At 29.0% G+C, this 24,799-nt stretch carries 23 protein-coding genes; 13 read left to right on the top strand and 10 right to left on the bottom strand.

Annotated elements, in window-relative coordinates:
- Positions 1 to 12: 12 nt before the first annotated feature.
- Both Q9969_RS03590 and Q9969_RS03585 read left to right on the top strand, forming a co-directional pair.
- On the top strand, positions 13 to 897 hold the full coding sequence (locus tag Q9969_RS03590; RefSeq protein ID WP_305514108.1) for a zinc ribbon domain-containing protein: 885 nt from the start codon (positions 13 to 15) through the stop codon (positions 895 to 897).
- Positions 897 to 1,886 carry a zinc ribbon domain-containing protein gene (locus tag Q9969_RS03585; protein WP_305554502.1) on the top strand — a complete coding sequence of 330 codons (990 nt, stop codon included), beginning with the start codon at positions 897 to 899 and terminating at the stop codon, positions 1,884 to 1,886. The genes Q9969_RS03590 and Q9969_RS03585 overlap by 1 nt, the downstream gene beginning before the upstream one ends.
- Before the next feature lies 1 nt (position 1,887).
- Here Q9969_RS03585 and Q9969_RS03580 read toward each other — a convergent pair whose 3' ends face one another.
- Positions 1,888 to 2,178: a transcriptional regulator gene (locus Q9969_RS03580; RefSeq protein WP_305514112.1), complete on the bottom strand. Its 291-nt coding sequence runs from the start codon at positions 2,176 to 2,178 to the stop codon at positions 1,888 to 1,890.
- A gap of 277 nt (positions 2,179 to 2,455) precedes the next feature.
- Here Q9969_RS03580 and Q9969_RS03575 point away from each other — a divergent pair, with 277 nt between their 5' ends.
- The 8 genes from Q9969_RS03575 (at position 2,456) to rrp42 (ending at position 8,366) form a co-directional block, all read left to right on the top strand.
- Positions 2,456 to 3,085, top strand: coding sequence for a zinc ribbon domain-containing protein (locus Q9969_RS03575; RefSeq protein WP_305514116.1), 630 nt, complete (start codon positions 2,456 to 2,458; stop codon positions 3,083 to 3,085).
- A 70-nt stretch (positions 3,086 to 3,155) separates the two neighbouring features.
- Positions 3,156 to 3,866: an RNase P subunit p30 family protein gene (locus Q9969_RS03570; RefSeq protein WP_305514118.1), complete on the top strand. Its 711-nt coding sequence runs from the start codon at positions 3,156 to 3,158 to the stop codon at positions 3,864 to 3,866.
- Positions 3,856 to 4,212: an Rpp14/Pop5 family protein gene (locus Q9969_RS03565; RefSeq protein ID WP_305514119.1), complete on the top strand. Its 357-nt coding sequence runs from the start codon at positions 3,856 to 3,858 to the stop codon at positions 4,210 to 4,212. The genes Q9969_RS03570 and Q9969_RS03565 overlap by 11 nt, the downstream gene beginning before the upstream one ends.
- Before the next feature lie 206 nt (positions 4,213 to 4,418).
- On the top strand, positions 4,419 to 5,189 hold the full coding sequence (gene psmA / locus Q9969_RS03560; protein WP_305514122.1) for an archaeal proteasome endopeptidase complex subunit alpha: 771 nt from the start codon (positions 4,419 to 4,421) through the stop codon (positions 5,187 to 5,189).
- 35 nt (positions 5,190 to 5,224) lie between these two features.
- Positions 5,225 to 5,923: a ribosome assembly factor SBDS gene (locus tag Q9969_RS03555; RefSeq protein ID WP_305554499.1), complete on the top strand. Its 699-nt coding sequence runs from the start codon at positions 5,225 to 5,227 to the stop codon at positions 5,921 to 5,923.
- A gap of 33 nt (positions 5,924 to 5,956) precedes the next feature.
- On the top strand, positions 5,957 to 6,856 hold the full coding sequence (gene rrp4 / locus Q9969_RS03550) for an exosome complex RNA-binding protein Rrp4 (protein WP_305514126.1): 900 nt from the start codon (positions 5,957 to 5,959) through the stop codon (positions 6,854 to 6,856).
- A 25-nt stretch (positions 6,857 to 6,881) separates the two neighbouring features.
- Positions 6,882 to 7,571: an exosome complex exonuclease Rrp41 gene (gene rrp41, locus Q9969_RS03545; protein ID WP_305514128.1), complete on the top strand. Its 690-nt coding sequence runs from the start codon at positions 6,882 to 6,884 to the stop codon at positions 7,569 to 7,571.
- Between the two features lie 9 nt (positions 7,572 to 7,580).
- Positions 7,581 to 8,366 carry an exosome complex protein Rrp42 gene (gene rrp42 / locus Q9969_RS03540; RefSeq protein ID WP_305554496.1) on the top strand — a complete coding sequence of 262 codons (786 nt, stop codon included), beginning with the start codon at positions 7,581 to 7,583 and terminating at the stop codon, positions 8,364 to 8,366.
- Here the strand turns inward: rrp42 and Q9969_RS03535 are convergent.
- The 9 genes from Q9969_RS03535 to Q9969_RS03495 all read right to left on the bottom strand — a co-directional run bounded on the left by Q9969_RS03535 (position 8,363) and on the right by Q9969_RS03495 (position 13,779).
- Complete coding sequence (locus Q9969_RS03535) at positions 8,363 to 8,977, bottom strand: molybdenum cofactor guanylyltransferase (RefSeq protein WP_305554493.1); 615 nt, start codon at positions 8,975 to 8,977, stop codon at positions 8,363 to 8,365. The genes rrp42 and Q9969_RS03535 overlap by 4 nt on opposite strands.
- A 20-nt stretch (positions 8,978 to 8,997) precedes the next feature.
- On the bottom strand, positions 8,998 to 9,756 hold the full coding sequence (locus tag Q9969_RS03530) for a hypothetical protein (RefSeq protein WP_305514134.1): 759 nt from the start codon (positions 9,754 to 9,756) through the stop codon (positions 8,998 to 9,000).
- A gap of 20 nt (positions 9,757 to 9,776) precedes the next feature.
- On the bottom strand, positions 9,777 to 10,340 hold the full coding sequence (gene cbiT, locus Q9969_RS03525) for a precorrin-6Y C5,15-methyltransferase (decarboxylating) subunit CbiT (RefSeq protein ID WP_305554490.1): 564 nt from the start codon (positions 10,338 to 10,340) through the stop codon (positions 9,777 to 9,779).
- Positions 10,341 to 10,889, bottom strand: a complete 549-nt coding sequence (locus tag Q9969_RS03520) for a UbiX family flavin prenyltransferase (protein ID WP_305514136.1) — start codon at positions 10,887 to 10,889, stop codon at positions 10,341 to 10,343.
- 9 nt (positions 10,890 to 10,898) lie between these two features.
- Positions 10,899 to 12,125 carry an HD domain-containing protein gene (locus Q9969_RS03515; RefSeq protein WP_305554487.1) on the bottom strand — a complete coding sequence of 409 codons (1,227 nt, stop codon included), beginning with the start codon at positions 12,123 to 12,125 and terminating at the stop codon, positions 10,899 to 10,901.
- A gap of 4 nt (positions 12,126 to 12,129) precedes the next feature.
- Positions 12,130 to 12,432 carry a hypothetical protein gene (locus Q9969_RS03510; RefSeq protein WP_305554484.1) on the bottom strand — a complete coding sequence of 101 codons (303 nt, stop codon included), beginning with the start codon at positions 12,430 to 12,432 and terminating at the stop codon, positions 12,130 to 12,132.
- Positions 12,433 to 12,676: 244 nt separating this feature from the next.
- Entirely contained in the window at positions 12,677 to 12,964 is a 288-nt protein-coding gene (locus Q9969_RS03505) for a hypothetical protein (protein ID WP_305554481.1), read from the bottom strand.
- Between the two features lie 101 nt (positions 12,965 to 13,065).
- On the bottom strand, positions 13,066 to 13,323 hold the full coding sequence (locus tag Q9969_RS03500) for a hypothetical protein (RefSeq protein ID WP_305554478.1): 258 nt from the start codon (positions 13,321 to 13,323) through the stop codon (positions 13,066 to 13,068).
- A gap of 267 nt (positions 13,324 to 13,590) precedes the next feature.
- Entirely contained in the window at positions 13,591 to 13,779 is a 189-nt protein-coding gene (locus Q9969_RS03495; RefSeq protein ID WP_305554475.1) for a hypothetical protein, read from the bottom strand.
- 1,144 nt (positions 13,780 to 14,923) lie between these two features.
- Between Q9969_RS03495 and Q9969_RS03490 the strand changes: the two genes are divergently transcribed.
- The 3 genes from Q9969_RS03490 (at position 14,924) to Q9969_RS03480 (ending at position 24,763) form a co-directional block, all read left to right on the top strand.
- Entirely contained in the window at positions 14,924 to 19,087 is a 4,164-nt protein-coding gene (locus tag Q9969_RS03490; RefSeq protein ID WP_305554472.1) for an Ig-like domain-containing protein, read from the top strand.
- Between the two features lie 62 nt (positions 19,088 to 19,149).
- Positions 19,150 to 20,727, top strand: a complete 1,578-nt coding sequence (locus Q9969_RS03485) for a hypothetical protein (RefSeq protein ID WP_305554469.1) — start codon at positions 19,150 to 19,152, stop codon at positions 20,725 to 20,727.
- Positions 20,681 to 24,763, top strand: a complete 4,083-nt coding sequence (locus Q9969_RS03480; RefSeq protein ID WP_305554467.1) for an Ig-like domain repeat protein — start codon at positions 20,681 to 20,683, stop codon at positions 24,761 to 24,763. Before Q9969_RS03485 ends, Q9969_RS03480 begins: the two co-directional genes overlap by 47 nt.
- Positions 24,764 to 24,799 lie beyond the last annotated feature (36 nt).

The raw sequence follows: 24,799 nt of genomic DNA, 5'->3' as shown, positions 1-24,799 counted from the left end.
ACTAAGGTAAAAATGGCTTTAGAGAATTACTGTAAATACTGTGGTCATAGAATACTTGCAAATGAACCATATTGTACTGGTTGCGGACACAAAACTAAATATGATGCTGACAATGATGTTCATGTTTTAATACCTCCAGTACACAATATTGGATTTTTCAATTTTCCAATTGACTTTTCACCATATATTGAATCTAAAAAAGAGGTTAAATATGAAATATGTTCCTGCGGATATATGAATGATGTCAATAATGAATATTGTTATATGTGTGGAGCTAAAAGGTCACAAAGTAAATTGTCTAAGATTTTTAAAAGAAATTCCAAACCTAAATTTTCAGTTGGCACTGTCTTATGTGAATGCGGATCAATTAATTCAAAAGACAATGTATTCTGTGAAATGTGTGGTAAAAAACTAAAGGATGAAGAAACTCCCGTATTTGATAATTATAGTAATTTTAATTTAGAATTTAAAGATTCTATTTTCTGTTTTTGCGGTGAAGAAAATGATAATGGATCACTTTTTTGCCGGAATTGTGGTTTGCCATTGAATAATTATGGCAATAATGGTGACATGCTAATATTATGTACTTGCTCTAATTTAAATGAGATTACAGCCGATTTTTGCACTGACTGTGGAGCTAATTTAAATAAGGAAGATACAAAAATAGTTTGTGTTTGCGGACATATAAATCCCAAACATTTAAAGTTCTGTGAAGAATGTGAAAGGCCATTAAATCCTCAAAAAGAATTAAAAACAAGAATTATTTGTTCTTGTGGACAAATATTGGAATGGGATATTGTGTATTGTCCTAATTGTGGAAAAAACATTAAAAGAAAGATTATACATAAAAAGTCAATTGACAATACGGTTAAAAGTCTAAAAAGTAGGTTTAGGTAGTGGTTTATTTGAGAGCTTGTGATGTATGCGGGACCTTAAATTTTAAAGAGAATAATTATTGCACGCACTGCGGCAATAAATTAATATTGGAACATATTTGTCCTGTTTGCGGTGAAACTAACACGGATGACGCTACTTTTTGTATTAATTGTAAAAGTCAAATCAATCCAATTTCTATTGAGGACTTTGATACTTTGTTCAACGAGTTTAACCAAAATCTACTGGCTAATGCCCAAATAACTTCTGAGGAATATGGCCAGATTATTTCTAATATTTTTATTAGAGCAGATTACATAGAAATTTGGGGAGAAACTACCAAAAATAAGATTTTAAATCTAGCCAGTATTTTTACACCATGCAAACCTAAATCAAGGGGTTTTGAACGTGGTTTCATATTTTTAGGTAATGGTATTTTTTATGATGACAGATTAGCTGATTCCGTCCAAATTGCAACAATTATTCATGAATTAGGACATTTTTTCTTATTCAGCATAATTGAAAGTTTATTATGTCATATTTTTAAAGTTAAACCCTCTTCAACACTTCAAAGTTTTGTCTGGTATTTTTTAACACTTTTAGAGTTTAAAATAATGAATGAATATTGCGCTCACACCGTTGAGGGAAGATTTATACCATACGGATATCAAAATTACGGTTCATTTAATGCTTTGGTTGAAAATATAAATTTTGATGAAGAATCATTAGATAATATGATAACTCTTGGAAACTCATTTGCAAATGAAATAATTGTTTTTTTAGAAAATTACATTGATGAGGAGTTAAGAAGTGAAATTAAATTACAATATCGTAAAGACCTAACTCAACCAACTTATGATTCAATATTTAAGGAAACTGATAAGTGTTTTCCTTTTGATGTTAAAAATAGTATTCTGATTCATGTTCTGTGTGATGTTTTAAAAGAAGTTTCAAAAAATGTTGAAGAATTAAAGGAATTAGAAAGTATAAAAGAAGGGATAGAATCAAGTTAATTTATTCTTCTTTTTCTTCTTTATCTTTAATATTTTTTAATACGTCCTTACCTGTATCGGTTAATCTGTATAATCTTCCTTTACGAGCTTCTTCATTTATACATTCAACAATTTCTTTGCTTTTTAATTCGCTTAGAACTTTTGAAATGTGATTGGTTCTAATCCCGCTGTCACTTGCGATTTTTGTTGGTATTTTAACATCATCACCAAGTGATTTTAAGGTTTTTTCTCGGTATTTGGAAATTTGAACATATGAAGTTAATTTTAAAAGTTCATCGTTTTCTTTTACCATGGTTATCTATTATATTACTCATGATATAAAATATTTTATAACATTATATAGTTACTTTACTCACTTCTTTAATAATTTTATAAAAATGGAATAGTTGTTCGGTTAAATTTCGACATGTATTTTTTTTAATATTTTGCTTATCCTTTTCTGATTTAAGGGAAATTTGTTTAAATTTAAATCACTTATGTTTTTGAAAGTGCCGGATAAATAAAAAATTAAATATATAACATGTGGTAAAAATAAATATATAAAATTAATTTTTTTTTAAATGAGCAATATGAAATGTAGTAAATGTGGATTTGAAAATAAATACAAAGCGAAATTTTGCACTAAATGTGGAAGTTCATTAGTTGTAGCCGTTGGTGAAAGCGAACCTAAAAGAAATAATTCCAGATATCTTATAATTGCCTTAATCGTGGTTATTATAATTCTTGCTGGAACTATTGGGTATTTTGTATTAGGTAATCCTTCACACACGGTTCAAAATGATGATAATTTACAAAGTGCTGATTCAGATGAAAGTCAATCTGTGGATAGCAGTAATGGTGAAAAATATAGCAGGGATGCTTCTGAAAAAACAAAACCTATCTCTTCATCAAAAACAGAGTCTAAAGATTGGGTGTCTATAGGCAGTTATTCGGGTTCGGGTTCGGGTTCAGAAACTATTAGTGTTCCTGAAGGTAAGATCATGGTAAAACTCTCAGCATATCCAATTAAAAACTATGCAACAAATCATTTGTACGTTACCGGATCTAGTGGGGATTCTGGTGGAGTGGATTGGGGTTCAAAAAGTGCAGTTAAGACAAAATCTGACTCATTTACATACGAATCATCTTCTGAGGAAGTATTTACCATAGATTACTATGAAACTGTAGATTGGCAAGTTGAATTCTTTAGATATCAATAAGTGATATGATTATCACTTATTTTGTTTTTTTTTTAAAGATTATTAATATATGAAGTGTAAATTGATTACTATGTTTTTTGATTTAAATATTCAAGGAAATGACTTGGAGAATAATGTTAAGTTAGCTATTGAAGCCTCTAAATATGGATGGGAGCATATTAATTTTTCATATAATCAAAATGACTTTCAAAACGCTTTAAAGTTAAGAAATGAGCTGAATGATAATTTGGGAGATATTATTGATTTTGATTATACTTTAGAGATTAAATCAACCAACGTTAATGAAATTAGAAAATTTGTTAATAAATTTAGAGATAAAACCTTGTGCGTTTCTGTCATTGGTGGGGATTTGAAGGTTAATCGTTGGGTTTTGGAAAATATTAAAATTGATGCATTGTCAAGACCTTACCTGAAAAGATACGATTCAGGTTTAAATCATATTCTTGCAAAAGAAGCCGCCAGGAATAATGTTGCAATAGAGATATGTTTTAAAGATATTTTAAGAAGTTATCTGGCTCCAAGAGCTAAAATCATTTCTAATATGAAAGATATCTATACATTATATAGGAAATTTGATTTTCCTTTAGTTTTATCATCTAGGGCGGAAACTATCTTTGATATTAAAAGTGTCCATGATTTCATTGCTGTTTTCAAACAAACAGGATTAACAGATGATGAAATCATCAAATCTTTTAATGATGCAAGGAGCATATTGGAATATAATAAAAATAGGCGTAATCTAATTTTAAAAGGTGTTAGGAGGGTTAGTGATGAAACTTAAGGTTTTGCCCCCAACACTTAGAAAAAACAATAGATATTTAACAGTAGATATTAAAAGCATCTCTGAGATTGACAAAGGCGATTTGGTTAATCTTATTTGGAATACATGTATTAGATTTCAAGGGGAATGCAGGACATCTAATTTTAATTTATGGGTTGTGCGATTCTATGAGATGGAGAAAACTGAGGAGTATAATCATTATAAATCCATAATAAGATGTCAAAGAGAGTTTGCAGATGATGTGAGGTCATCATTAGCATTGGTGAGTAAATATAATGGCAAAAGCATTTCAATTACATCTATTGGATTGTCAGGCACCATACATGCTTCTCAAAAGTTTATTTAATTACTTTTGTTATTTTTAAATAGAAAACTATATAAATAAATATCATTATAAATATTTATTGGATTTATGGAAAAAAGAATAAAAAATATTTTAATTCACGAAAATATGTGATTAAAATAACAATTTGCCTTTTCATGGAGATTCGGTTTTATTTTTTAAGTTGTCGAAATTGAAAAATTATATTTATAAAAATATGAGGAATAAATATGCAACCTTTACAAAATGCTGGATATGATAGGGCTATTACTGTCTTTAGCCCAGATGGAAGACTTTTTCAAGTAGAATATGCAAGAGAAGCTGTTAAAAGAGGAACCACCTCAATCGGTGTAAAAAGTTCAGAAGGAATTGTTTTAGCTGTTGACAAAAGAACTACTTCTAAATTAGTTGAAGCATCATCTATTGAAAAGATATTTAAAATAGACGAACATATTGGTGCAGCCACTTCAGGTCTTGTTGCAGATGCAAGAGCATTAATTGAAAGAGCAAGAGTTGAAGCACAAATCAACAAAATAACTTACAGCGAACAAATTCATGTAACTAGCTTATCTAAAAAACTATGTGACATGTTACAATTATACACACAAAATGGTGGGGTACGGCCATTCGGTTCTGCTTTAATCATTGGTGGAGTATATGATGGTAAATGTAAATTATTCGAAACTGATCCTAGTGGAGCTTTGATTGAATACAAAGCAACTGCCATTGGTTCTGGAAGGTCTGCAGCAATGGACATTTTTGAAGATAAATATAAAGATGATTTATTATTAGAAGAAGCTATTGGATTAGCTTTAACTGCTATTAATGAAGCTACTGACCATGATACTACTTCAAACAATGTTGAAATTGCAGTAATTAAAATTGAAGATGAAAAATACGAAAAACTTTCTCAAGAAGAAGTGCAAAAATACATTGATGAAGTACTTCCTAAAGAAGAGGAAGAAGAAACCGATGAATCTCAAGAAGATTCAGAAGAATAATCATTTCATAAATTAATTAGTTAGGAGATGCTTTGATGGTAAATATTGATGAAGCTATTATTGCTAAATACGAATATTGCGGTGAACATTTTGAAATATTAGTTGACCCTGATTTAGCAGCAGATTTTCGAAATCCTGATGGTCCTGATGTTGTCATTGAAGATCTTTTAGCTGTTGAAGAAATATTCAAAGATTCTAAAAAAGGAGATAAAGCTTCTGATGAATCTATGAATAAAATCTTTGAAACTACTGATCCAATCGAAGTTTCAAAGGTTATTCTTGAAAAAGGGACTGTTCAATTAACTGCTGATCAAAAAAGAAGAATGCAAGAGGATAAAAGAAAACTGGTTATTAATAAAATTGCTACAGAAGCGATAAATCCTCAAAATGGATTGCCTCACCCGGTGCAAAGAATTGAAAATGCCTGTAATGAGGCAAAAGTCAAATTTGATCCATTCATATCAGTTGATCAACAAGTTCAATCAGCCTTAAAAGCTATCAAACCACTTATACCAATCCGATTTGAAAAAGTTAAAGTTGCAGTCAGACTTCCAGGGTCATCAGCAGGTGGTGCTTATAATGTTATTCATGGATTCGGTGAAATTATTAATGAAGAATGGCAACAAGATGGTTCTTGGATAGCTATTATTGAAATGCCGGGTGGTCTTCAGAATTCATTCGCTTCAAAAATGGCTGAAATTTCAGGTGGAGAAGCAGAAACTAAAACCATTTAATAATTAATTAATTTTCATGCTTATGGGATTATTATGATACACGTGGAAAATAAAGATTTAGTTATTCCAGGTCAAATATTGGCCGATGACGAATACTATTCAGGAAGAGGTACCTTTAAAGAGAACGGTAAAGTTTGTTCTTCTTTATTGGGACGTGTTTCTTTAAGGAATAAAAAGATTAGAGTCATTCCTTTAAAAAGTAAATATGTTCCTAAAAAAGGAGATGTTGTTATTGGTAAAATTAAAGATGTCAGATTCTCAATGTGGGATGTAGACATCAATTCTCCATATTCTGGAATTTTACCTGCTTTTGAAGTGTTTGGTCGTGAAAAAAAAGAACTCAACAGGACATTTGACGTTGGGGATGTGCTATTTTTAAGAGTTGTCGATGTTGATGAAATCAAAAAGGCGAAACTCGGTTTAAAAGGCAGGGGAATGGGTAAATTCAAGGGAGGAATAATTGTAGATATTGCTCCAACTAAAGTTCCCAGATTAATTGGTAAAAAAGGTTCCATGATCAACATGATTAAAGACAAAACCAATTGTAAAATCGTCGTTGGTCAAAATGGTCTTGTTTGGGTTAAAGGAAACGATGACATGGAACAACTTACCCGTGAAATTATTCAATTAATTGAAGCTGAAGCCCATACTTCTGGTTTAACAAATAAAATTAAAAACAAATTATATTTAACAATTGATGGTGAATTACCACCTGAAGAAGCAGAAGATGTAGAAGAAGAATTTGTTTTAGAAAAACCCAAACTTCAAAATTTTAAAGAGGAATTAGAACAGGAAGAAGCTAACAAAGAGAAAAAAGATAAACCGGATATTGGTGAAGTTATAGAAGAATTTAAAAGAAAAAATAAAAGCAAAGATGGTTCATTATCATACAGTGATAACTCCAGCAATTCTTTTATATTAAATAATAAATGATTCTTTATGATTAGAGGTTGATACGATGTCAGATATTAGAGATGATGGTAGGAAATTTGATGAATTACGTCCTATTAAAATTGAAGCTGGAGTGCTTGAACGTGCAGACGGTTCAGCTTATTTGGAAGTTGGAGGAAATAAAATATTAGTAGCTGTATATGGTCCTAGAGAATCATACATTAGAAGATTACTTAAGCCAAATACTGGTGTAATTAGATGCAGATATAATATGGCTCCATTTTCAGTAGATGATAGGAAAAGACCTGGGCCTGATAGAAGATCCACTGAGATTTCCAAAATCACCGCCGATGCTTTAAGACCAGCATTAATGTTGGAAAACTATCCTCGTTCAATGATTGATGTTTATATAGAAGTAATAGAAGCTGAAGGTGGAACTCGTTGTGCTGGAATTACAGCAGCTTCTGTTGCACTTGTTGATGCAGGAATTCCAATGAGGGATATTGTTGTAGGATGTGCTGCAGGTAAAGTTCAAGATGAAATTGTCCTTGACTTATCTGAAAAAGAAGATAAAGAAGGTCAAGCTGATGTTCCTATAGCTATGATGCCAAGAACTGGTGAAATCACATTATTACAAAGTGACGGTGACTTGACTGGAGAAGAATTTGAAAAAGCTATTAGTTTAGCTATGGAAGGATGTCTTGAAGTTAACAAAGTTCAAAAAGAAGCTTTAATGAAAAGATATTCTATAGAATAAGGTGGAAATATGGAGATAGTACCGGAAATTACAAGAAGAAGTATTGTTGACCTTGTCCATAATGATAAAAGAGAGGATAACAGGGCAATTGATGAATATAGGGACATTTCTGTTGAAACTAATGTTATTTCTAAAGCTGAAGGTTCAGCTCGTGTTAAATTAGGTGGAACTCAGGTTATTGTGGGTATTAAACCACAAATTGGAAGTCCATTTCCAGACACTCCGAATTTAGGAGTTTTAATGACCAATTGTGAAATGTTACCAATGGCCGATCCTACTTTCGAACCAGGACCACCTAGTGACGATTCAATTGAACTTGCACGTGTAGTTGACAGAGGTATTCGTGAAAGTGAATTGGTTGATTTGGATAAATTATGTGTTGAAGAAGGAAAACATGTTTGGATGCTATTTATTGATTTGCATATTATTGATAACTGCGGAAACCTTTTTGATGCATGCGAATTAGCTGTCATGGCTGCTTTAAAATCTACTAAATTGCCTGTTGCTAATGTCGTTGATGATGAAGTTGTTTTAAGTGAAGATGAAACATTTGATTTACCTATTAACAATGAATTGGCTTTATGCACTTTCGTTAAAATTGGTGATAAAATGGTTATCGATCCAACATTATCCGAACAACAAGTAGCATCTGCTCGTTTAAATGTTGGCGTTACAAAAGATGGTCACATCTGTTCAATGCAGAAAGGCGGAGATGAACCATTAACTAAGGAAGATATTCTTTCTGCCGTTAATTTGGCAGTAACAAAAACAAAAGAGTTAATGGAAAATCTTTAAAGGTCTTCGGGATGGTTAAGATTTCTAAATTCTTTTTTTTCTATTTTTTCATCATCGATTAATAGAAATTTTGTATCTATTTTTTCAATTAATCCTTTAATGTGCAAAACATCATTTTTGATTAATTCATCAATTTCTCCAATAATATTTTTGCTGTATATTGAATGAAGAGGTTCTGATGTTTTTAATTTGTTGGCACTGTCATGGTAGGGTACAATAGCTTGGTATGTATCTTCAATTTCATTAAAGATAGTATCAATATATTTTGTTGAAACATAAGGACTATCACAAGGCAGTATTAATGCATAATCGCTGTTTATATTTGAAAGTCCAGTCATTATCCCAGGCATAGGTCCTTTATTTTTGATTTTATCTTCAACAAATGTGATGGCATAGGCGTAGTCGTCAGGGTTAATAAATTCACTATATTTATTTATTCTGGATTCGTCGTTTAAAACAATTACAACTTCACTGATGTGGTGGTTTAAAGTAGAAAGGACATGTTTGATCATAGGATTATTTTGAATAATCATAGAACCCTTATCTTGACCCATTCTACTGCTTTTGCCTCCACATAAAATGATGCAAGATTTAATATTTTCATTAGTCATATTAAATCCCAAAATTTTTATTATTTAACATATACATCTGCAGTTTCATCAAACGGATTGGTACGTATCATCAATGCAATCATGTAGGGGTAATGTTTGTATAGGTATTTCAAATAATAAACCCACTCATGAATCAGTATGTTGTATACTCTTTCCATATCTCCATTTAAATGGTTGAAATCAGTATCATTAACAAGAGCTAAATCTTTCCTGTGTTCTAATTCTTCATCTAAGTGAAGAATCGCAGTAATTAAACTAGTAAACTCTTCTTTTTCAAGTAAATTGGGATTGTTGATTAAGTTAATAATTAATTCTCTTTTACTTGCAAGAAGTGTTCTCAAACTATCCAAAAACTCTTCCCTTTCTTCAGGGGAGATTTCTGCTTTAAACCGAACAGAAGACTCTTTAAGTTCATTTAATTTATTGTCAAAATCTTCTTCATCCCATGTTTTAATTGATTTTAAATTTTCAGTATTTGCTTTATGTTCATTAACAGTACTTAATTGCTTAATCAAGTTATTTCCAACTTCAGAAAAGAATGTACTCATTAACATGTCTAATTTTTCAAGCATAGCTTCTTTTTCTTTTCTTTCAATAATTTCATCAAGTAAAAATGCTACAAGCAAGATATCAACGGGGATGAAACCTAAATGTGTCCAAACATATGAAATAATATGTTCAGCATCCCCAAGCACTAAATAATTAGATCCATATATCACGATGATTAAAACAACCATTAATATTGAAAATTTCGCTTTCCAACTCAAATGCTTTTCCATATTGCAGTCTCCAATTTTTTTTATCTCTTTTTAGCTGTTATTATAGCTATTGGATTTTCACTAATCATTAAAATTCCACGATCAAGGACTCGTCCATTGGAAACATTAACTTCCGTAATTTTCGGATTATATCCTAAATCTTTAAGTTTATTTATGGCTTCAACTTTAGTGTCTACTAAAATAGCTGTAATTATGATTCTCCCTTCAGGGTTTAATTTTTCATGAACAATGTCCAGGATATTTTCTAACTGCCTGCCGCTGCCTCCAACAACGGTAATATCAATATTGTCAATATATTTTAGGACATTTGCGCCATCATCATTAATTAATGTGACATTATTTCCAAGTCCAAACTTTTTAAGATTTTTAGAGGTTACTTCAATCGCTTCTGGATTGGTGTCAATTGAAATCACATCACCTGCTCTTTGGGCAAATTCACAGGTTATTCCACCAGTTCCACATCCGCAATCAACAACTCTGTCTGTAGGGGTTACTTCTGATTTATACACAATTATTGCCCTTACTGCTTCTTTTGTGGGACCTGGAACATCACAGGATTTAATAAAATCCTTATCTTCTAACATTTATTCCCACCTTTTAAATAAGTTATTTTCAATTTTTAAGGAATCTAAGATTTTTCCAACAATAAAATTAATCAGTTCATCGGCGCTGTCATGTGCCGAGTAAAAACCGGGCATTGCAGGTAAAATAATGGCTCCTTCTTGTGATAATGTTAACATGTTTTGTAAATGTATGCTTCTAAGTGGTGTTTCACGAGGAACAATAACAGTTGGTCTTCTTTCTTTCAAACTCACGTCAGCAACTCTTGTTATTGTATTTGCACCATATCCATTAGCAATTGAGGATAATGTTTTCATTGAGCAGGGAACAATTGCTAGGCCGTCCACTTTAAATGATCCACTATTTATGGAGGCGGTTAAATCATTGAACTCATAGTATTTGTCAGTTAACTTTATAATGTCTTCTACTTTGTAATCGGTTTCCGATTCGATAACAATTTTAGCTGCATCACTTATGACTAAACTGTTTTCGATATTTAATTTTTTTAAAGCTTCAAGGAGTTTTATTCCATATATAACTCCACTAGCTCCAGTAATTGCAATGACTATCATATTTTTCTCCTAGAATAGCTTAATTTGGTCATAATGTATTCCGTGGAATTTCTCACGGTCAATTTCAGGCAAATCTAAATAATGGTCTAATTTTAGTTTCTCTAATTTTGACTTTTCTTCTTGTGGAACGTAGACACTAATGTCTGGTATGTTAAATCTTGCTTTACTTAACGCTCCGATTATGTTGGATATTTCAGTCAATGGGAATAATTTGCCATCAACATTAACTTGAGTTTTCATCTCATCAAAACGGGGGTATTCGGCAATGTTTATAAAGACATAATCTTTATCAAGTTCAAAATCTTCAGCTATTTCCTCCTCTGCTTTTCTAAGGGATTCTGCTTTGATTTTGTACATCTTTTCGGGGAATTTAAAATTGTCTAAACGTATTGTTTTAACTCTTTTTGGAATGATTCTGTTATCTAATCTGTTCATTATATCATTTGCATATTCATTGTCGCAGTGTCTAAATGTTGCGATAATGTCTGAATCATCATATTTATACATCTTTTTCTCATCGATGATGTCTTCATCAATTGTTCTTTTCAATGCTCTTCTAAACATTGAATTTACAATTCTGGTTGTGTGATGTTGATATACGCTTGGATACATGAAATATCTTGAAACCAACGCTCCTTCTGCTGCTTGAACGCCTTTAATGTCAAGAATCAATCCGTCCTGTAATTTCAAATTGGAGATTATTCTTTCGTAATCGATTATTCCATAAGAAACTCCTGTATTGTGGGAATCTCTTAGAAGGTAATCCATTCTATCCACATCAAGTTCCCCTGAAACGATCGGACCCAAGGTTCCCTTTCCGTTAATAATGTCTACAATTTCGTCAACGTCGAATTTTTCTTCAAGCAAGTCTCTCATTGATGTTTTTATAATTACGTATTTTGATAATTCTTCATGGGGAACAGATAATACTCCTTCGGATACATGGGAAAATGGACCATGACCTATATCGTGTAGAAGTGATGAAGCCCTAATCAACTCTATTTCATCTCTACTTAAATCTAGTTCTTCTGCAAGTTTAGATCCAAGATTCATTGTTCCAACGCAATGTTCAAATCTTGTATGTGTTGCTCCAGGATAAATTAAACTTATTAATCCAAGCTGTTTTATTCTTCTTAAACGTTGGAATTGAGGCATATCCATTATTTTTACTTCAAAACGGTTTAGGCTAATATCTCCATAGACACTATCTCTGATAAATTTCTTTTTATCCTTCATTTTATCAGTCGCTCCAAGATCCTATCCATTCTTCACTGTCGTTCCAAATTTTATCTATTGTATTGTTTATATCTGTAGTGTTGTTTGTTAAAGTAGTGTTATTTGTAGTATTGGTTGTATTTTTTGGTTTGATTGTTGGCACATAGTCAATTTCTTCCGGGTTAAATGAATCATTATTTATGGGTATCAATTTATATGAGTCATTATCTTCGTGTATTGTTAATGTTGCAAATGCAGAACTAATACAAAATGCAATAACTGCAATTATTAAAAATATGATTAAATGTGCTTTTATTGAATCTTTCATAATAACACTTGTTTTAATTTATTCAATTATTATTTATTTTAAAAGCTATTATTTAATATTTTCTTAAAATACTTATTTTTAATGCTTTTCATGTTTCTTTTTCAACTTTTCAAAAAATATGTAGAAAAAATGCGTTCAAATTAAATGGAGGATGTTTTCAAATAAAGAAAACTAAAACAGCAGTGAAATATTGATTGTTAGTCAACCCAGTTAATTTAAGAGATAATTTGAAAAATATTTTTTTTTATTCACCTCTGCGTTGGGTTGGGGGGAATTTGTTAGTTGGATCTTTGACCTGTCTATCATGGTTTCGGTCATTTTTTCTATTTTTTTCTACTAAATTTGATTGTGCCGTGTTTAGTATTCTTTTAACGGCATCTTTTCTTTCTTTGGGGTCGTTTGATAAGAGGTCAGGTATGTCTAGTTTTATTAGTTTGAATAAAATGTTGAGATTGGTTTTGTATTTGTGTTTTAAGTTTTTATCTTTGTGTTTTTCTTGTATTTTTTGGTCTGCGTCGAGTTTCATTGCCATTAAGTAATTAAACATGAATATGTTGGCGTAGAAGTCCTTGTTGTATTATTTCTTCTGAGGGTCTGCTGAAGTTTTCTATGTGGATTATGTTTTTTAATCTGTCAAAATTGGTTTCTATTTTCCATCTTTTGTTGTATAATTCTTTTAAAATCTTGTGTGGTGAATTTTTCGAATGGTAAATATGCTTGCAAGTATTTCTGTGTATTTTTTTTTCCTTTTTTGGTTTCGAGTTCTATTTCTGTTATTCGTATCTCAGCACTTTGTGATTCTAATGCTTTTTTCTTGGTTTCTTCATCATGGAAGTTTTTTGTGCGTATTGAGTTTATTGTGATGTCTATGGTTTCATCGTTGGTTTTCATGTTCTTTCGTTCATGTTGAAAGTCATCTACTCTTAAGCGTATTATGAAATGGGAATTTATACTCATGTGTTTTAGCATTAGTTCAAGAGAGGCATATCCTCTGTCGTAGGTTGTGGATGGTGTTGGTCATATTTATTCTTTGATTTAAATTGTCTAAATGTTTTAATGCTAGTTCTACTTCGTTTATTTTTTTTTTTTTTTTTTACTATTGGTTATTGTAGAGGTTAATATGAAATCTGTTTGTGTATCTGCTTATGCATGAGGACTCTAAAATCTGATTAATTCCTTTTTTAATCTATTGAGGTGAGGGTTATTTAATTCTTTTAGTTGTTTTTCTGTGTATCCAATATTTGGTGCATCGCAGATGCTGGTATCACCTGCCAGTATTGAATATCTTTTATAAAGACCTGGTCTATCCGGGTCATTGTAAATTCCGTCGATAAAGTCTTCATTCATGTCTACATAGCAAATATGATTAAGCAATTTTCTTCTTTGATAAAATATCGGATTTAGTTAAAGTCATATTTTTATCCTTCTTATCACTTCTAATAAAATTTTATAGCTTCTACAGCAGTTGTTCGACCACAATCATAGAAAAGATATTTGATTATACTTTCTAAAGTAGTTTTTCGATTTCGAACAAAATGCACTTTTCCATCATCATATTATATAATTTTCGATTTTCATATTTATCTAAGTTTGCCCAAGTTTCATTACAATATTCCATGAAATTTATCATCAAAAACAACTCCTAAATCAAAAAAAAATCATGAAATTCTAAATAACTATTATATAAAAATATAATTTACCAATATTTAATATTAACTGTTGACAATACTTGAAAATTAGATATAAAATAATTTAAACTAATTTAAAAACTATTAAAATAATTATGTCTAATTACAAGTAAATTAAATGAATTTAGAACAAAAAAAATAATCAAAAATGAAAAATCAATGAAAAATCAAAAAACCCCCTAAAACAAGTAATAAAATAAAAAATAAACCATATAACATAATATAATATCAAATAAAAGATTTCAATAAGAAAAAATAAGAAAATAAAATAATATAATTAAAAATTAAAAAATAAATTTCTTAAATTAACTGGGTTGATTGTTAGTAGAAAGTTTAAAATATGAGTTCAACAGGCAATGCAATAAAAAATCAATTTAGGTGGACACTCTTTATAATTGTCTTTAAAATTAAATTTTTAAAAAATTTAATGAAAATAAACTATTATTTTAAAATATTTATATTAAAATGTTTAATTTTTAATAAATTTTATGAAAATAATCTTATATTTTTTAGATTATATTACTATTAATATTCAACACATTTATATATGAGTAAAATAAAGTATTAATTAAATAAAGTTTAACAGAATAATTTTAAAGTATTCTATAAAAAAATATTTTTAATTTTTTGTTAATTTTATTTTAAAATAAGTAATTTTATCAGAATTTGAGTTTTATAACATATCATTTATATGATTTGAGTTTAACTAAATTTTCTAATTAATTTATTGGTAGTTGAACTTTTTGCATCTTTTTTTAAAAAAATTTGCAATTTCAATTAATATTCTAAAACAGGTGAATTTAATGAAAAAATTAAATATATTGCTGATATTGGCTATCATTTTAATTTGTTGTGTTGGTACAGTTAGTGCAACAGATACAAATGAAAGTGCAATAATTGAGGAAAGTGATGTTATTGGAGCAGATGTTGCTGATGAATCACTTGTAGACGTTGAAAAGAATGTGATTACAGTTGATGAAAATAATTTAAATAGAACTAATGTAAATAATGGTGTACTAAATTTAAGTGTAATGTACACTGTAACTAATACTACATATACTAATTTCTTTAATTCCGATGGAAGCTTAAATGTTAGTTCACAGTGTGATGCTTTAAGATTCAGGGGTTCATTTATAGATATTCCTTTTAAAAACTTTGTGATTAATAGGAATATAGGATTATATTTTTCAAATGATACTGTATTCCAAAACACTGGCTTTAAATTAACTGCTGAGGGGTTATCTCTTAATGGAGCCAAATTTAGTGGTGATAATTGGACTGGTAATGGGGCAGTAATTTATATTAACAGAAATAACATTGAGGTAAAAAATCTATTTATAAATGTCACTGCTCCTAATGGTGTTGATTTTCATGGAATTGATGTTTTGAATTCTAATTATGTAAAGTTATTAAATAATACAATTAATTATACTGTTCCCTATGCTAACTCTAATTATTATAACTATGTAATTAGGGTTAAGGATAGTCAAAATGCAAAAATTGCAAATAATACTATAAATGCTTATTTGCCTCTTAAGGATGTTAATTTTAACGTTCCAGGCATTACTTTTCCAAACATTGCAACAGATCTTGTTGCGGGCGCAGCTATACAATCATCCAACAATTTGAACTTTACTAACAATGTGATGCGTATAAATGTATCCTGCAGGGCAGGAAGCTATCCAACTTTAGATTCTGTTATTATTGTTGATTCAAATGATTCATATATTGGTCATAATGACATTGTTGAAATTGATAAAGTCACTCAACATAACCAAGCTAACTATTTGTATGCTGTAGACGTGTATAAATGTTATAATATTGTAATTGATGCTAATAAAATTAGACTTAATAGTGATGGTGGAGGATTTATTGTTAATAATGGTACTGGAGCAGCATATGGTGTTCAACTCACTGGTTCACACACAGGTGTAGTTATTTCTAATAACAACATTACCACTGTTAATAATGGTCCTAATCTTGGTATTTATTCCCAAAATTACTATGGAGATACTAGTTTAACTATTGTTGGCAATAATATTGATGTTACAGGTTCTGCAGGAACTGATTCATGGTCATTAGTATCTGGCATGGAATTACAAGATGATTATGCTAATGTAACTGGCAACACTATTCTTGTTAATAATGTTGCAGGTTATAATCCATCATTCAATGCATTTGGAGTTAGTTACGCTCAATGGACTTCTGGAAATCATATCTATGATATATACAATAATAATATTCTTGTTAAAAATGGAACATATGCGGTTTATTTAATGAGTGCAGTTAATACTACTGTGCATTATAATGCTTTAAAAACTATTAACTCCGCTGGTACTGTTAACTGTGGTGATGCTGCAGTATATATTGGTGGTGGAAGCGGTAATAGTGTTAGTAATAATTATTGCCGAGACATTATAAACACTATTTCATCTTCTTTCATAGATTTAAAAATACCCTTTGCGAATATTTATAAATCTGGTTCTTATTTAGGAAATTCTCCAAAAATAGGAAATGCTTTGGAAGATATCAATGGTTCTGATACATTAAATAGTAATCACTCAATAGATTTATCTATGGATGATGAAACTACATTGAATGTTGAAGATAATTTGGATGATGAAACTACATTGAATGTTGAAGATAATTTGGATGATGAAAATGTAAAATCAAATAATGATAATGTTTTAAGGGATGAATCAGATAATTCCTCTAGAGAAAATTCTCCACGTGTTATTTATGTTGGGCCAAATACTGGAAAGGGTAATGGATCTTATAATAATCCTTTTAAAAACTTAGAAATAGCTAATAATGCTATTTTAGATGGAGATGGAAATGGGAAAGAAGATAATCTAATAGTCAAAATTTTTGAAGGAACTTATGATTTTTATTATAGTTTAGGTTTTGAAGTTAAACCTTTTGGTAATTTAACTATGGAACCGGTTAGTGGTAAAGTAATTATTAAATCACGTCGTAATGATAATCATATAATTGTTGGTGGACTTAAAAATTTTTGGAAATATAACAATTTAATTTTTGATGCTTCAAAATGTAATTATGATATTAGGGGGGAGACTCTTAAAGGCGAATTTTATAATTGTACTTTCACTGGTTTCAATAAAAATAATCTTTTTGGTGCTTATTTTGGTAAAAATATTACATTCATGAATTGTAAATTCATCAATATTGATTGTCCGACAGAATCCATGTTTTATAATATTTGGTATGAAAAACTATTTAAATATTGTGTTTTTTCAGCTAATTATTCTAAATTTGCAAAAACTTTTAATGATAATGCAATATTTGAAGATGTTTGGTTAGGTTCTAATGAAATTCCTTCTTATTTTAACATTACAGATTCTAATAAATGTATTATTAAGAGGCATGCGATATTTTCTATTTCTGAAAATTATATTAATGATACTGCTTATGAGATTGTTGGTAAATTAATGTGGAATGATAGTACAAGTGATGGTATTGATCAGTTAGGTCCTATGAATGTTACTTTATCTTCAACTACTGGTGAATTACCAGGCACTGCTGTTTTAGAAAATGGTACTTTCAGAGTAATTTATAGAAGTAATTCTAAAGACCATACAGTTACTGCTAAGTTAGACTTTGAAGAATTGGAATTGAATTTTGAAATAGCAGATATTGATGTGAGTGTTGAAGATATTCTTGTTGGACAATATGCCAATATTACTGTGACTTTACCTGATAATTCAAATGGTATAGTTAACGTAGTGGTTAATAATAAAACTTATACAGTAAATGTTACAGACTCATCTTCTGTTAATATTACTGTTGATGAGATTTTAAATGAAGGAGAATACACTGTATATGCCACATTTAAAGATGAAGTAAATCAGGTTTATGGTGAAGCTTCAACTAATTTCACAGTATCCAAAATTGAAGATTATCAAATAAATATTATAGCTCCAAGTGAAGCTAAAATTGGAGATGATGTTATTATAACAATTAATTTTCCAATTGATGCTACTGGAAATGTAACTATTCAAGTAAATGATGATAAACAAAACCTAACAATAATAAATGGTACTGCTTCTTTAACTTTCACTTCTTTAAAAGAAGGAACTTATTCAGTTATTGTTAATTATGAGGGTGACAATAAATATGATGCTAATGAGAATAGTACTGATTTTACCGTATCTAAAGTTGAAACAAACAATACTGATGAAGTATTAAATATCACAACCCCAATAGGTACAACCACTCCTACATTCAGTATTAATTTACCTGCTGATGCAACTGGTAATTTAACTGTAACCGTGGATGGTAAAAATTACACCCAAGCACTTGTTAATGGTAGTGCTACTGTAAATGTTCCTGCATTATCAGCTGGAAACCATAATATAATAATTACCTATTCTGGTGATGATAAATATGCTCCAATAGTTAAAAATACTACTATTAACATTCCTAAACCTAAATTAACCGGTAAAGATATTACAATGTACTATACTAGTGGATACAAATATAAGATTCTTGTAACTTTGAATGGTGTTGCAGTTAAAGGAAAAAAAGTAATTATTAAGTTCAATAAGAAAACTTATCCAGTCATCACTGATAAAAATGGATATGCTATCTTAAAACTTGATGCAAAACCAGGTAAATACACAATAACTGCAACATATGATAATGTCAAATTAAATAAAAACATCACTATAAAAAGTATTGTTTCTGCTAAAAATTTAAAAGTTAAAAAATCAGCTAAAAAACTTAAAATCAAAGTTTCTTTGAAAAAAGTCAACGGCAAATATTTAAAAGGTAAAATAACATTAAAATTTAAAGGAAAAAAATATAAAGCAAAAACCAATAAAAAAGGTGTAGCGATTTTTAGTATTAAGAAGAATGTTCTTAAAAAATTAAAAGTTGGTAAAAAATACACTTACAACGTATCTTACCTTAAAGATAGTGTAAGTAAAAAAATTACAGTTAAAAAATAGAGTTAATTCTTCTCTATTTTATTTTTTTTTTTTATTTTAAGATCCATAAGTGGAGGTGGATTATGAAAAAGTTTTTTATTTTTTTGATGTTGGTTTTACTTTTAGGAATTAATATTGTATCTGCAAATGAAATTAATGATAATTTAACTTTAGATGATGATTCTTCCAATCTGGAAGTTAGTAATATTACTAATGAATTGAAATCTGATGATTCATCAGATTTAATAAAATCGGGATCTGATGTCATTGTAGTGAATAATTGGGATGAACTTCAATATTATGCATCACAAACAGATAAGGATTATATTGTAAAATTAAAGGAAAATACTAACTTTTATCCTACTAATTCTTCTGATTCAAACTGTCAAATTAAAGTTTTGAATAATTTTACTATTTTAGGTAGTTCTGGAGCATATATTGGTGATAATTCATCAATTCCCAAACTAATCAAATATACTGCTATTATTGTCCAAGATGGGGTTAATGCAGGTTTAACATTAAAAGGCATTGATTTTAAATGGATTAACGTACAGCACAGTCCTGATGCAATATTTCTTCAAATGGCTGGTAAATCAAATAACTCATTGGTGAATTGCTCATTTAGTAATATTAATACTAAGTTAGGTCATTCCTGTATTGTGTATTTAAAAAGAGGTTATGCAACTTTAGATAATTGTACTTTTATTAATTGTACAACTGATTTTGGTTGTGCTAGTATTTTTGAACGTTATCATTTTAAATCTGCGCACATGTTTGTGAAAAATTGTTATTTTGGAAATAATTATGCTAGAACTGAACCTGGTTGTATTAATAATTGTGCTCTTTTAACTGTTTACAATACTACATTTTATAAAAATAGGTCTTTTTGGTGGGCTGGAGCAATTCATACTCATGGTGGAGCTAATACAACTATTTATGATTCTAATTTCACAGATAATGTAGCTGGTTGGAATGGTGGAGCATTGTATACTTATAGTTACTTGCAAATTTATAATACAATATTTGAAGGTAATAATTGCACTACTAATAATGGTGGAGGAGCAATTGGAGCTTGTAATTATGAAACAGCACCTCATATTTATATTGAAAATTCTTTATTTAAAAATAATGAAAATCTTTGCTGGGCTCTTGATAACACATCAACAACTGGAACTGGTCGTGGAGGAGCAATTTCTATAATGGATGAAGGTTCAATAGAGGTTAGAAATTCGACTTTTATTTCAAATGCGGCTTCAATTGGTACAGCAATATGTGTATTAGATCCAGGTGGGGATTGGGGTTCTCCAAATGTTATCATTGAAGGAAATAAATTCATTAATCATACTAGATATGGTGATGTTTTATATGTTGAATTAGGTTCATCAAATGCAAGTATTTCGGATAATTATTATTTGGGAAATTCAATTGAATTTTCAAGGTTAAATCTTGAATTATTAGATGTTAATGATGATAATGCTTCATTTAAAATTAATTCGAAATTAGTTAATCCCCAATATTATGATTCAGATATTTTAGATAAAACGCTTTATGATGTTTATGTGGATAATAAGTATTTTAAAACAGTAAATTCAACTAGTTTTACTTTAGATTTTGATGATTTGGACATTTTTAATTGTATATGTTATTCCAAGTATTTCTAATCATAAATCAAACAGTTTAACAGTAATTAGTACTCGCGAATATATTTTCATTTCAAAAAATTATGGAAATGATGCTAATAATGGATTATCAAGGTCGAATCCTGTTTTTTCAATTAAAAAAGCAATTGAACTTTCTAAAAATTGTAAAAATATTTTAATTATGGATGGGGATTTTTATGAAGAAGATCTTCAAATAAATAATGATTTGACAATTAAAGGTGAGGGTAATGCTAAATTTATTGGTAGTATTTCAAAGTCTATGTTTAGTGTAAATGCCAGTAATTTCACTATTAAAAATATGAATATTGTTAATTTAACTGGAAATACTTTTGTTAAACAGAATAACGGTAATTTAATTATTTTAAAATGTTTAATAATGGATAATTTAGTATCTAAATTTATAGATTCTACTTCTGTTGAAATAGTTAATTCTATAATTATGAATAATAATGCAGTTATAGTTTATAATAATGGATTTGCATCAATTAAAAATTCGATTTTAATAAATAACAAAAAGGATATTATTTCTGGTAACATTGAGAATATTAATGTTAATTATAATTGGTGGGGTAACAATTTAAATAATTTAACTAAACCTAATAATTTAAAAATGGATAATTGGTTAATTTTAAATATTACTTCAAATTCAGATTCTCTTGAGCAAAATCAAGTGACATTAGTTCAGTTTGGTTTTAATCTGGTTAATGGCGATGAATATTTGGATTTTCCTAAATTTAATTTAAAAATTATCCCAGTTAATGGAAGTATTAATAAAAATATTACAGATTGTTATTCTACAGTGGAGTATACCTTAACAGAGTTATATGATGGGTCTTTAACTGCTAGTTATAATGGAATTTTCACCACGATTAATTTTAAATTTTTAAAATCTGATCCTAATATTTCATTTAAGGCTAAAAATGTTATGTATGGTGATAATTTAGTTGTTGAAGTCAAACTTCCAAATGATATTAGTGGCAATTTAACAGTTTGTGTTGGCAATTTAACTCAGGTAAAAGAAATTGCAAATGCTAATACAATATTTATTTTTGAAAATTTAAAAGCAGGTAATTATCCAATCATTATTAACTATACTGGAGATAAAAAATATTTGCCTCAAATTAAAACAACTTCGGTTACAGTATCTAAATATAATTCTTTTACTAAAATTTTAATTAATGAATTTGTGGTTGGTGGTGATGTTGTTTTAAATATCACTGTTAATGATGATGCTACAGGTAATGTAAGTATTTCAGTAAATGGTGTTGTTAACACATTAATTTTAGAAAATGCAAAAGCATCATATACCATGAAAAATGTAAGTAGAGGGGATTATTTTATCAGAACTATTTACAGTGGAGATGATAAGTATTTATCTAGCGAAAGTTCATATAATCTTGAAGTAGATAATTTAAATTCAACTATGGATGCGGTAATTGAAGATATTACTTATGGCGAAATGGTTACTATACAGATTACTTTAAATGATAATGCTACAGGGAATGTAAGTGCTACAATTGATGGTAAAACAAATACATCTAGTGTTGTCAATGGAAAATCAACAATAACTTTTGAAAATATTGATGCTGGAATCAAAAATGTTGTAATATTTTATACTGGTGATGATACTTACTTTAATAAAACAATAATTAATAATTTCACAATAAATAAGACTAATCTGTCATTTAATATTTCATCCAGCAGTATAAAAATTGGTCAGGATGCAATTATTTATATTAGTGTTCCTCCAAAGGTAAGTGGAACATTCACTATTAATGGAGTTACATTAAAAATCCCATTATCTGGTAATTTAGTTTATATAATTGAAGATTTAGAAATTGGTGAATATACATTTGTTGCAACATATTCAGGTAATAATTATTTTACTGTTTCTAATTCCACCACATTTAGCGTATCGGATTATCCTAATTCCCAATGGGTAAATGAAGGTTTTGACACTAGCAATAGTGGAAAATCAATATATGATAGTGAAGTTAATGGTAATGTATTTTGGAATCAAACTATCGGTGGTGAAATTGTTGGTAGTCTGATGATTGATTATGAAGGCAATATTTATGTAGCAACAAAATCTAGAATTTATTCTTTTACAAGTAATGGAACTCCAAGATGGAATTGTTCATATGGAACACATGATGGTAATTTTTCAGGAATCACAATTGGTCGGGATGTAATAATTTCACCAAAATCTGGAGATACATTATACTTTATAAATCAAACAACTGGTGAGATTTATGGGAGTTCTAATATATATCAAGGATCTAGTTTATTTTCACCTATTATTGATTCTAATGCAAATTTATACATTGTTAGTGAGTATCAAGTTTCATCAAACAATTATAATCTTGTTATAGTTCCATTTAAGGCTTGGAAGCATGGTGGACAAATTAAAATAGTTGATTTAGGTAATGTAAAACCTATTGCTTCACCAACACTAAATGATGATATTATAGTTGTTTTATCCCAAAACACTCTTAGAGTAATTGACGCTAAAACGTTGAAAACTATTTTTATCAAAAGTGGAAATTATGCTAAAGTAAAGCCGGTTATTGGTGAAGGAAACATAATTTACACGATTCATGATGATTTTATTGTTGCATATAACAGTTCTGGTGCTCGAATGTGGAAAACAAAAGTAACTGGAGGTGTTGGAAACAAGATAATTCTGAATCATGAAAAAGGAGTATATTCAGTTAATTCACAAGGTAAATTATATAAATATGATTTAATTAGTGGTATCGAATCTTTAGTTAGTGATTTGAGTATAAGTTCTGGTGTTTTAATAGATAATAATGGAAATTTGTATTTTGCTTCTGGTAAAATGTTTTATGGAATCAATAGTGATGGTAAAGTTTTGTGGAAGTCTGATTTGGGATGTAAAATAACTGGAAATCCAATAATGAATGCTGATGGTATGATTTATGTCACTTCTGAGGATAATAGTATTTTTGCATTAAATAGTTCTGAATTAATTAATCCTAATTTATCTGTTTTTGTTGAAAACGGTACTGCTGTTGGTGATGTGAGGATTATAATTACTTTAAATAATCAAGCATCAGGCAATATCTCTTTTAAAATTGGTGAAAAAATATATGAATATATTATTGATAAAGGAGTATTTCAAATAACTATTCCAAATTTACCAATTGGTAATTATTCAATTAACGTCACATATAGTGGTGATATGAGATTTAATAAGGTTAGTAAATTGGCTAGTTTTGTTGTTAAGGATATTCCAATGATTAATATGAATAACAAGATTCAATCTGATGGAAATTCAATTTTCACTATTAGTCTACCTGATGATGCAATTGGGAATTTAACTATCTATGTTGATGGTACAGCTTATATTATAAATCTTGTCAAAGGTAGTGCTTTATTAAAAATTCCAGATCTATCTTCTGGAAATCATAATATTTCTATTATATATCTTGGGGATGATAAATATGCAGCGAATATTCATTACTGTGTTGTAAATATTCCTCCTGTGAAGTTATCTGGCTTTGATGTTATAATGCCGTATACTAGTGGGGTTAAGTATAAAGTTAGACTAACTTGGGGAAATGTAAATTTAGTTGGTAAAACCATAACTTTCATGGTAAACGGTAAAAAAACACAAGCTAAAACTGATAAATATGGTTATGCTTCATTTAAGATTAATTTAAATCCTAGTTCCAAAAAATACACCGTAATATCAATGTATAATGGAGTTAAAACAACTAATAAAATAACAGTAAAAAGCATAATATCTGCTAAAAATCTAAAAGTTAAAAAATCTGCTAAAACACTTAAAATTAAAGTATCTTTGAATAAAATCAATGGAAAATATTTAAAAGGCAAAAAAATCACTTTAAAATTCAAGGGCAAAATATATAACGCAAAAACCAATAAAAAAGGACTTGCAACTTTTAATATTAAGAAAAACATTCTTAAAAAATTAAAAGTTGGAAAAAAATACAGTTATAATGTATCTTACTTAAAGGATAATGCAAATAAAAAAATTGCAGTTAAAAAATAATGTTATTGATAATATAATGTTATTTTTATATTATTT

It is taken from the genome of Methanobrevibacter sp. V74 (assembly GCF_963082495.1).
In the GTDB taxonomy this organism is placed as follows: Archaea; Methanobacteriota; Methanobacteria; order Methanobacteriales; family Methanobacteriaceae; genus Methanocatella.
Note: the sequence above shows the minus strand (reverse complement) of the source record. Positions and strands in the feature narration are given on the sequence as shown.

Excerpts from the sequence above, each read along its gene's own strand:
- Q9969_RS03590 (WP_305514108.1), top strand. The coding sequence starts at position 13 with ATGGCTTTAGAGAATTACTGTAAATACTGTGGTCATAGAATACTTGCA.
- Q9969_RS03580 (WP_305514112.1), bottom strand. The coding sequence starts at position 2,178 with ATGGTAAAAGAAAACGATGAACTTTTAAAATTAACTTCATATGTTCAA.
- Q9969_RS03575 (WP_305514116.1), top strand. The coding sequence starts at position 2,456 with ATGAAATGTAGTAAATGTGGATTTGAAAATAAATACAAAGCGAAATTT.
- Q9969_RS03570 (WP_305514118.1), top strand. The coding sequence starts at position 3,156 with ATGTTTTTTGATTTAAATATTCAAGGAAATGACTTGGAGAATAATGTT.
- Q9969_RS03565 (WP_305514119.1), top strand. The coding sequence starts at position 3,856 with ATGAAACTTAAGGTTTTGCCCCCAACACTTAGAAAAAACAATAGATAT.
- psmA (WP_305514122.1), top strand. The coding sequence starts at position 4,419 with ATGCAACCTTTACAAAATGCTGGATATGATAGGGCTATTACTGTCTTT.
- Q9969_RS03555 (WP_305554499.1), top strand. The coding sequence starts at position 5,225 with ATGGTAAATATTGATGAAGCTATTATTGCTAAATACGAATATTGCGGT.
- rrp4 (WP_305514126.1), top strand. The coding sequence starts at position 5,957 with ATGATACACGTGGAAAATAAAGATTTAGTTATTCCAGGTCAAATATTG.
- rrp41 (WP_305514128.1), top strand. The coding sequence starts at position 6,882 with ATGTCAGATATTAGAGATGATGGTAGGAAATTTGATGAATTACGTCCT.
- rrp42 (WP_305554496.1), top strand. The coding sequence starts at position 7,581 with ATGGAGATAGTACCGGAAATTACAAGAAGAAGTATTGTTGACCTTGTC.
- Q9969_RS03535 (WP_305554493.1), bottom strand. The coding sequence starts at position 8,977 with ATGACTAATGAAAATATTAAATCTTGCATCATTTTATGTGGAGGCAAA.
- Q9969_RS03530 (WP_305514134.1), bottom strand. The coding sequence starts at position 9,756 with ATGGAAAAGCATTTGAGTTGGAAAGCGAAATTTTCAATATTAATGGTT.
- cbiT (WP_305554490.1), bottom strand. The coding sequence starts at position 10,340 with ATGTTAGAAGATAAGGATTTTATTAAATCCTGTGATGTTCCAGGTCCC.
- Q9969_RS03520 (WP_305514136.1), bottom strand. The coding sequence starts at position 10,889 with ATGATAGTCATTGCAATTACTGGAGCTAGTGGAGTTATATATGGAATA.
- Q9969_RS03515 (WP_305554487.1), bottom strand. The coding sequence starts at position 12,125 with ATGAAGGATAAAAAGAAATTTATCAGAGATAGTGTCTATGGAGATATT.
- Q9969_RS03510 (WP_305554484.1), bottom strand. The coding sequence starts at position 12,432 with ATGAAAGATTCAATAAAAGCACATTTAATCATATTTTTAATAATTGCA.
- Q9969_RS03505 (WP_305554481.1), bottom strand. The coding sequence starts at position 12,964 with ATGGCAATGAAACTCGACGCAGACCAAAAAATACAAGAAAAACACAAA.
- Q9969_RS03500 (WP_305554478.1), bottom strand. The coding sequence starts at position 13,323 with ATGAAAACCAACGATGAAACCATAGACATCACAATAAACTCAATACGC.
- Q9969_RS03495 (WP_305554475.1), bottom strand. The coding sequence starts at position 13,779 with ATGAATGAAGACTTTATCGACGGAATTTACAATGACCCGGATAGACCA.
- Q9969_RS03490 (WP_305554472.1), top strand. The coding sequence starts at position 14,924 with ATGAAAAAATTAAATATATTGCTGATATTGGCTATCATTTTAATTTGT.
- Q9969_RS03485 (WP_305554469.1), top strand. The coding sequence starts at position 19,150 with ATGAAAAAGTTTTTTATTTTTTTGATGTTGGTTTTACTTTTAGGAATT.
- Q9969_RS03480 (WP_305554467.1), top strand. The coding sequence starts at position 20,681 with ATGATTTGGACATTTTTAATTGTATATGTTATTCCAAGTATTTCTAAT.